We start from the raw sequence: 3,904 nt of genomic DNA on the forward strand, positions 1-3,904 counted from the left end.
ATCTGGAACGGGTTTTCTGCCAAGGCTCGCGCAGAAGGTGCTAATGTCGAATATGCGTTCCCACAGCAAGGCTATGTTGTCTGGATGGACAACGTAGTCCTGTTGAAAGACGCGCCAAATCGGGACAATGCGCTTAAGTTTATGAACTTTCTGCTTGAACCGGAAAATGCAGCCGCCGTGACCAACTATGCCCAGTACACCGCCGGTGTCAGCGGTGTAGCTGGTTTCCTGGATGAAGCGGTCACCAGCGCACCAGAATTGAACCCGCCAGCAGGTGGTAACGGTCAGTTCATCATGGCCTGTCCGGAAGAGGTTCAGACAGTCTATGACAAAATCTGGACCGATCTGAAAAAATAAATAGGCCGCAGCCCTGCGTCGTGCGGGGCTGCCCGAATTCTTCTGACTGCCGCCGGTTATTGGGCGGTAGACCAGTGGAGTGCGCCCAACCCTAATCCGGAGGATCAAACAATGAACCAACTCAGCACAGACGATATCCTGAAAAAAGACGACCACCTGATCCAGTCCTTTGCTGATCTGGACGGGTTGAAACAACAAGGAGCCCGAACTGCTATCGTGGCCGCCAAAGGGGCCTATGTGACCGACAGCGAAGGTAACGAGCTGATTGACGGTATCGGCGGTTTGTGGTGCGTGAATGTGGGCCATGGACGGCGCGAAATCATTGATGCAATCACCAGCCAGCTGGAAACTCTGGATTACTATTCGACCTTTTACAATTTCACCCACCCTGCCGCGGCGGCGCTGGCGGAAAAGCTGGCAAGCCTTGCGCCGGGCAACCTGAACCGGGTGTATTTTGGCAATTCAGGGTCAATCGCCAACGATTCCGCCATACGGATGCTGCACCATTATAACAATCGGCTGGGGCGCCCGAACAAAAAGAAAATCCTGTCGAGGATCGGAGCTTATCACGGCTCTACCCATCTGGCGATGGCGATGACCACTCCGGCCTATAGCGATGGGTGGGATACCGCTGCCGAGGGGTTGGTGCACCATTTACGCGCCCCCTATGGCTACCGCGAAGCGAGCGAAATGACCGAGGCGGAGTTTCTGGGTGCGCTGGCTGACGACATGCTGGCCGCAATCCACGACATCGGCGCGGAAAACATTGCCGCCTTCATTGCCGAACCAATCATGGGCGCTGGCGGTATTCTGGTGGCGCCGGATGGGTATCATCAGCGGATGCGCCAGATCACGGCGGACCATGACATCAAATACATCGCCGACGAGGTGGTCACCGCCTTTGGCCGGCTGGGCCATATGTTTGCCTCCAAGGATGTTTTCGGCATGGTGCCCGATATCATCAACACTGCCAAAGGGCTTACGTCTGGCTATCAACCACTATCGGCGACTATTATTTCCGACGAAATTTATGATGTCATTTCCGAGCCCGGTGCGATGTTTTTGCACGGCATGACCTATTCCGGCCACCCCGCCGCCGCTGCCGCCGCATTGGCGAATATCGACATTCTGGAACGCGAGGAAATCCCGCAAAAAGTGCAGGTGACCGGCAAGGTATTTGAAAACGCTCTACGTGGTTTGAGCGATCTGGATATCGTAGGGGATGTGCGGGGCAGCCATTTTATGATGGGTGTTGAGTTTGTCAAAAACAAAGATACCAAAGAACCCTATGCGGACGAAGTCAATCTCGGGTTGCGGATAGCCCGGGAAACCCAAAAGCGCGGGCTGATTGCGCGTCCGCTGGGCAATATCCTGATCCTGTCGCCAACACTGATTATGGATGAAGCGATGATCGGACAGATCGAAAGCATTCTGCGTGAAAGCATCATCGCCGCAACTGCCACACTGCCAGCCTAAGGAATCCCACATGACCGACCTGACATGCAAAGACTGGACGGCAAAGGCCGCCAAGCTGAAATTCCGTAACCAATGTTTTATCAACGGGGCGTTTTGCCACTCCCGTTCAGGGGATAGATTCGAGACCATAAACCCGGCGACCGGCGAGGTTTTGACAGCTGTAGCGCGCGGCAATAGCGATGACATTGATCGGGCGGTGATATCGGCGCGCAAAGCGTTCAACAGTGGCGTCTGGGCTGGCAAGACCCCGTCAGAGCGCAAAGAAATCTTGCTTAACCTCGCCGCCCTGATCCGTGACAACATCCCCGAACTTGCCTTGCTGGACACGCTTGATATGGGCAAGCTGATCAAAGACAGTTCGACGATTGATGCGCCCGGTTCGGCGCATTTCTTTCAGTGGCACGCCGAGGCGGTCGACAAATTGTATGACGAAATTGCCCCGACTGGGGGGCGCGACATTGCGATGATCCGTCGGGTGCCGCTGGGCGTTGTCGGGGCTGTGGTGCCGTGGAATTTCCCACTGGATATGGCAACATGGAAGCTGGCACCAGCACTGGCCACCGGCAATTCTGTGGTGTTGAAACCGGCCGAACAATCGCCCCTTTCAGCACTGTTTCTGGCCGAACTTGCCGCCGAGGCCGGTTTGCCGGACGGTGTTTTGAACGTCGTGCCCGGATATGGCGAAGATGCAGGGCAGGCTTTGGGTCGTCACGACGATGTGGATTGCCTTGTGTTCACCGGATCGACTGCCGTTGGCAAATTATTCCAACGCTATGCCGGCGAAAGCAACATGAAACAGGTCTGGCTGGAAACTGGCGGCAAAAGCCCCAACATCATTTTCCCCGACGCTGATCTGGACGCCGCCGCCGATATGGCCGCCTTCGGGATTTTCTTTAATCAGGGCGAGGTGTGTTCCGCCAATTCGCGCATGCTGGTCCATGCCTCGATCAATGACGAAATGCTGGACCGGATGAAATCCCGCGCCGAAGGAATTGCACCGGGTGATCCGCTGAATCCGGCCTCGACCCTTGGGTCGATGGTCGACAAATCCCACACGGATACGGTCATGCGTTTTATTGAAAGCGGGGTGCAATCCAGCCGTTTGGTGACGGGTGGCGAGCGGGTCAGCCTGAACGGTTCCGACGCCTTTGTCACGCCAACTATTTTTGACAATGTGGAATCCGACCATAAAATTGCCCGCGACGAAATTTTCGGCCCCGTCTTGACGGTGCAGACATTTACCACGGATGAGGAAGCCATCACTATGGCCAATGATACAGTTTACGGTCTTGCGGCATCTGTCTGGACTTCCGATCTTTCCCGCGCCCTTGGGGTGTCGGATGCGCTGAATGCCGGAACGGTATCGGTCAACACAGTAGATGCGCTCAGCGCGATGACCCCCTTTGGCGGAATGAAGCAATCAGGTTACGGGCGCGATTTGTCATTGCATTCGTTTGACAAATACACCGCCCTGAAAACCACCTGGATTAAATACGATGCGCGAACCTAAACTTTGGTGAAAGCCAAACCTTAACCTTCAAAAGGACGCGAAAATGCCGATCGAAAAAATAGACACACTTATTGTAGGCGCGGGTCAGGCCGGCGTCGCCATGAGCGAACACCTGAGCCAGGCTGGCGTGCCGCATCTGGTGTTGGAGCGGGACCGGATTGCCGAGCGCTGGCGCACGGGGCGATGGGATAGTCTGGTCGCGAATGGTCCGGCTTGGCATGACCGGTTTCCAGGTATGGGTTTTTCTGGCGACCCAGAGGAATTTGCTGCCAAAGAAGACGTGGCCGACTATTTCGTGGCTTACGCCAAACAGTTTGGCGCCCCTATCCGTTGTGGGGTCGATGTTACCGAAGTGCGCCGCAATGAGGGGCGAGCAGGATTTCGCGTTGAAACGTCATCAGGCGTGATCGAGGCCCGCATTGTGGTTGCCGCGACGGGCGCATTCCAGTGTCCGGTTGTGCCCCCCGTTGTGCCCGAAAATGCCAATGTCATGCAGATACATTCCTTTGATTACCGCAATCCGGATCAGCTGCCAGACGGGGCTGTGGTGGTGGTTGGCGC

The 3,904-nt window shown here is 55.8% G+C and carries 4 protein-coding genes; all 4 read left to right on the plus strand.

Annotated elements, in window-relative coordinates; genetic code table 11:
• A partial coding sequence (locus ACWB12_RS07845; protein WP_479529517.1) for an extracellular solute-binding protein occupies positions 1-357 on the plus strand: 357 nt, incomplete at its 5' end.
• Between the two features lie 111 nt (positions 358-468).
• On the plus strand, positions 469-1,833 hold the full coding sequence (locus tag ACWB12_RS07850; RefSeq protein WP_479529518.1) for an aminotransferase class III-fold pyridoxal phosphate-dependent enzyme: 1,365 nt from the start codon (positions 469-471) through the stop codon (positions 1,831-1,833).
• Between the two features lie 10 nt (positions 1,834-1,843).
• Positions 1,844-3,343 carry an aldehyde dehydrogenase gene (locus tag ACWB12_RS07855; RefSeq protein WP_479529519.1) on the plus strand — a complete coding sequence of 500 codons (1,500 nt, stop codon included), beginning with the start codon at positions 1,844-1,846 and terminating at the stop codon, positions 3,341-3,343.
• A 43-nt stretch (positions 3,344-3,386) separates the two neighbouring features.
• Positions 3,387-3,904 (plus strand): flavin-containing monooxygenase (locus ACWB12_RS07860; RefSeq protein WP_479529520.1); only part of this gene is annotated, 518 nt, incomplete at its 3' end.

This window comes from Profundibacter sp. (assembly GCF_056498605.1).

Excerpts from the sequence above, each read along its gene's own strand:
- ACWB12_RS07850 (WP_479529518.1), top strand. The coding sequence starts at position 469 with ATGAACCAACTCAGCACAGACGATATCCTGAAAAAAGACGACCACCTG.
- ACWB12_RS07855 (WP_479529519.1), top strand. The coding sequence starts at position 1,844 with ATGACCGACCTGACATGCAAAGACTGGACGGCAAAGGCCGCCAAGCTG.